This is a genomic window from Kitasatospora sp. NPDC056327, assembly GCF_042261735.1.
Taxonomy (GTDB): domain Bacteria; phylum Actinomycetota; class Actinomycetes; order Streptomycetales; family Streptomycetaceae; genus Kitasatospora.
Map to the genome: position 1 here is coordinate 1 of NZ_JBHJRC010000486.1, position 3,188 is coordinate 3,188.

General features: G+C 74.3%; 3 protein-coding genes. All 3 read right to left on the reverse strand.

All coding sequences use genetic code 11. The features are described from left to right. Positions 1-49: 49 nt before the first annotated feature. The 3 genes from ACFCX4_RS35545 to ACFCX4_RS35555 all read right to left on the reverse strand — a co-directional run bounded on the left by ACFCX4_RS35545 (position 50) and on the right by ACFCX4_RS35555 (position 2,851). Positions 50-1,837 carry a cation acetate symporter gene (locus ACFCX4_RS35545; RefSeq protein ID WP_376151496.1) on the reverse strand — a complete coding sequence of 596 codons (1,788 nt, stop codon included), beginning with the start codon at positions 1,835-1,837 and terminating at the stop codon, positions 50-52. Next, positions 1,834-2,214: a DUF485 domain-containing protein gene (locus tag ACFCX4_RS35550; RefSeq protein ID WP_376151498.1), complete on the reverse strand. Its 381-nt coding sequence runs from the start codon at positions 2,212-2,214 to the stop codon at positions 1,834-1,836. Before ACFCX4_RS35550 ends, ACFCX4_RS35545 begins: the two co-directional genes overlap by 4 nt. A gap of 394 nt (positions 2,215-2,608) precedes the next feature. After that, complete coding sequence (locus tag ACFCX4_RS35555) at positions 2,609-2,851, reverse strand: hypothetical protein (protein ID WP_376151500.1); 243 nt, start codon at positions 2,849-2,851, stop codon at positions 2,609-2,611. Positions 2,852-3,188 lie beyond the last annotated feature (337 nt).

The window sequence follows — 3,188 nt, forward strand, 5'->3', positions numbered from 1 at the left end:
GGCGCGGTGTCGTCCGCGCCCACCGGGGCCGTTCGAGGGAGTGGGGCCGCTACGCCGCCCCGGCGCCCGTGAGCGAGCGGACCTCCAGCTCGGCGAACCGGTCGGGATCGGCCGGCTCGGGCGAGGTGAGGGTGCCGATCCAGCCGGCCAGGAAGCCGAGCGGGATGGAGACGATGCCCGGGTTCTCCAGCGGGAACCAGTGGAAGTCCATCCCGGGGAACAGCGCCACCTTGGTGCCGGAGACCACCGGCGAGAAGGCCACCAGCACCACCGCCGGGATCAGCCCGCCGTACACCGAACAGACCGCGCCGCGGGCGGTGAACCGCCGCCAGAACAGGCTGTAGAGCAGCACCGGCAGGTTGGCGGAGGCGGCGACGGCGAAGGCCAGGCCGACCAGGAAGGCGACGTTCAACTGCTGGGCGAAGAGGCTGAGCACGATCGCCACCGCGCCGATCCCGACCGCCGCGATCCGCGCGACCAGGACCTCCTCGCGCTCGGCGACCGTCGGCGTGCCGTCCGCCGCACCCGTACCCGCGCCCGTACCCGCGCGTCCGTCGCCCCCGGTCCGCGAGACCGCCGCTCGGCGCGACCGCCGCGAGGCGGGCACCACCGCCCGGCGGCCGCGCGCGCGGCTCCGCCGGTCGCCCCGGCCGGCGCCCGTCCGGCGGGGCCGGCACCGCCAGGCGCCCGCCCAGATGTCGTGGGCGAACGCCGCCGAGGAGGCCAGGGTGAGCCCGGCGACCACGGCGAGGATGGTGGCGAAGGCGATCGCCGAGATCAGCGCGAACAGCACGACCCCGCCGGTCGACCCGTTGCCGCCGCCGAGCACCAGGGCGAGCAGCGGGACGGCGGTGTTGCCCGCCGAGTTGGCGTGCCGGACCTCGGCCGAGCCGACCAGCGCGGTGGCGCCGAGGCCCAGCGCGATGGCCATCAGGTAGAAGCCGCCGACCAGCCCGATCGCCCACATCGTCGAGCGGCGGGCGGCCCGCGCGGTGGGCACGGTGTAGAAGCGGGACAGGATGTGCGGCAGACCCGCGGTGCCCAGGACGAGGGCCAGGCCCAGGCTGAAGAAGTCCAGCCGGCTGGTGAAGCTCTTGCCGTACTTCAGCCCGGGTTCCAGGTAGCGCTGCCCGGCACCGCTGTGCTGGGCGGCCTGCCGCATCAGCTCGGCGACGTCCCCGTGGAAGCGGACCACCAGCAGCACGGTCAGCAGCACCGAGCCGGCGACCAGCAGGACGGCCTTGACGATCTGGATCCAGGTGGTGGCCCGCATCCCGCCGACCGTGACGTAGACGATCATCAGACCGCCCACCGCCACGATGGTCCAGGTCCGGGCCTGGGCGCTGTTGGTCCCGAGCAGCAGGGCGACCAGGCTGCCCGCGCCGACCATCTGGGCGACCAGGTAGAACAGCGTGACGACGACGCTGGCGCCGCCGGCCGCCGCCCGGACCTTGCGCCGGCGCAGGCGCAGCGCCAGCACGTCGGCGAGGGTGTACCGGCCGGCGTTGCGGACCAGTTCGGCGACCAGCATCAGCACCACCAGCCAGGCGACCAGGAAGCCGATGCTGTAGAGCACGCCGTCGTAGCCGTACAGCGCGATCAGCCCGGCGACGCCGAGGAAGGAGGCTGCGGAGAGGTAGTCGCCGGAGAGCGCGAAGCCGTTCTGCAGCGGTGTGAAGTCACGGCCGCCGGCGTAGAAGTCCTCGGCGCCGCCGCGGCGGCGGCCGGCCAGCAGGGTGATCGCCAGGGTGACCAGCACGATGACCGCGAACAGCGCGATGGCCAGGTCGTGGTGGTCGCCGGTGGGCGCGACGGGGGGCGGGGTGGCGGCCCTCATCGCAGCTGGTCCTGGGTGTCCCAGCGCAGCGACAGGGCGGCCCGGTCGCGCTTGGTGCGGGCGTTGCGGGAGTAGAGCCAGGTCAGCAGGAACGTGGTGGCGAACTGCAGCAGCCCGAGCAGCCAGGCCACGTTGACCGGACCGGCGACCGGGTGGCGCATCAGTCCGGGCGCCGCCGCCTGGGCCGCCACGTACAGCAGGTACCAGGCGAGGAACACACCGCTGACGGGGAAGACGAAGGTCCGGTAGCTGTGCCGGATCCGCCGGAAGGCCGCGCTCTGCTGAACGGCCTTGTAGACCTCGGTGCTGCTGTCGGTCCCGCCGCCGTCGGCCCCGGGAACGGTTCCGGGCGCTGCTCCGGACTCTGCTCCGGACACGGCCCCGGGGACCGGTGCCGGCCCCCACCAGTCCAGTTGTCCTCCCGGCTCGGGACTTCTCGTCTGCTGTTGTGGCACGGCTGCTCCTGGGCCGGGGGGTTGTGACCCGACCCATGATGGGGGGCTCCCAACTCCCCAAACTCCCATGGCAGATACGTTCACTCGATGAGGTGATCGATGATCCGACAGACGCTCATCCGACTACTGGGGCGACCCGGTGATTCCGTTTCGGAAGGCGTACGCGACCGCTTGCGCCCGGTCCCGCGCGCCGGTCCTGGCGAAGAGATCGTCGATGCGGGTCCTCACGGTGGCCGGTCCGGCGTACGGCCGTTGGGCGGTCCCGGCGTTGGAGAGCCCTCCGCGATCAGCCCCAGCACCTCCGCCTCCCGGGCGGTCAGCCCGTCCGGCAGCGCGCCCGTCGCCGGACCGACCGCCGGCGCGTCCCCGCCAGCAGGGCGCCGCCGAGCAGTTCGGCGCGTTCGCGCATCCCCGACAGACCGTGCCCGCCACCACTCGCGGCCGGTTCACCGGGCGTGTCCGCGCGTCCCGCGCGCTGGTCCCGCCCCTCCAGCTCCACCTCGTCCGCCAGGTAGCGCAGATCCACCGTGCAGCGTGCGCCGGGGGCGTGTCTGCGCACGCTGGTCAGGGCCTCCTGGGCCGTGCGCCGGACCGCCGGCCCCGCCTCGGCGGCCCGCTCCCGGTCGAGCAGCCGGCGCGCGGTGCCGCGGGCCTCGATGTCCAGCCGCAGCAGGTGGCCGAGCAGCAGCAGACCGCCGGGTGGCCGTGATGCTCAGCCGGCTCGCCCGGCTCACCGCGGCGTACGAGCCGAGCGAGGCCCCGGCGGCGGCGATCAGCGCCCGTACTGGTCGGCCTCCCGAACGCTGGGCACCGGGCGCCCGGGGGTCGTCGGAGCCCGGGGTGGACGGCGGGTGGAACGGACGGCGGAAGGGCCCTCCACCCACAGGTGGAGGGCC